Source organism: Sphingomonas sp. FUKUSWIS1 (genome assembly GCF_000733135.1).
Taxonomy (GTDB): Bacteria; Pseudomonadota; Alphaproteobacteria; order Sphingomonadales; family Sphingomonadaceae; genus Sphingomonas; species Sphingomonas aerolata.
In genome coordinates this window covers 1-642 of record NZ_JPJC01000209.1, presented here as the reverse complement: position 1 = coordinate 642, position 642 = coordinate 1, and the positions used below count along the sequence as shown (strand labels likewise).

The 642-nt window shown below is 68.4% G+C and carries 1 protein-coding gene; it reads left to right on the top strand.

The annotated features are described in order from the left end of the window. Window positions 1-572: flagellar hook-basal body protein (locus tag sphsw_RS12620; protein ID WP_031440924.1), on the top strand; the 572-nt coding region annotated here is incomplete at its 5' end. Between the last annotated feature and the right edge of the window lie 70 nt (window positions 573-642).

The window sequence follows — 642 nt, the reverse complement described above, 5'->3', positions numbered from 1 at the left end:
TGAAGACCGGTGGCGTCTACCGCATCACCGAACAGGGTGCGCCCAACCAGACCGGCAACCGCTATGACATCGCGATCCAGGGGCGCGGCTATTTCCAGGTGACGTTGCCCTCGGGGCAGATCGGCTTCACCCGCGACGGATCGTTCCAGCTATCCGAACAGGGCGAGCTGGTCACCGCGGACGGCTTCCGCGTCGAACCCGCGATCGTCATCCCGCCCGAGGCGGTCGACGTCGCGATCTCGAAGACCGGCGAGGTTCAGGTCAAGCTCGCCAACGATCCCGCGCTGCAGACCGTCGGCCAGATCCAGCTCGCGACCTTCGTCAACGAGGCGGGGCTGGAGGCGCAGGGCGGCAACCTCTTCCTCGAAACCGCCTCGTCGGGGCAGCCAACCGTCGCCGCGCCGGGCCAGCCGGGCTTTGGCGACACGCTGCAGGGCTTTGTCGAGGCGTCGAACGTCAACCCGGTGTCCGAGATCACCGCGCTGATCACCGCGCAGCGCGCCTATGAGATGAACAGCCGCGTGGTGAAGACCGCGGACGAGATGCTCGCGACCTCGAGCCAGCTCCGGTGAGCCGCCTGGCAATCGCCCTGGCGCTCCTCCTCGCATCGGGGATCGCGCTCCCGGCACACGCGGCGGATCC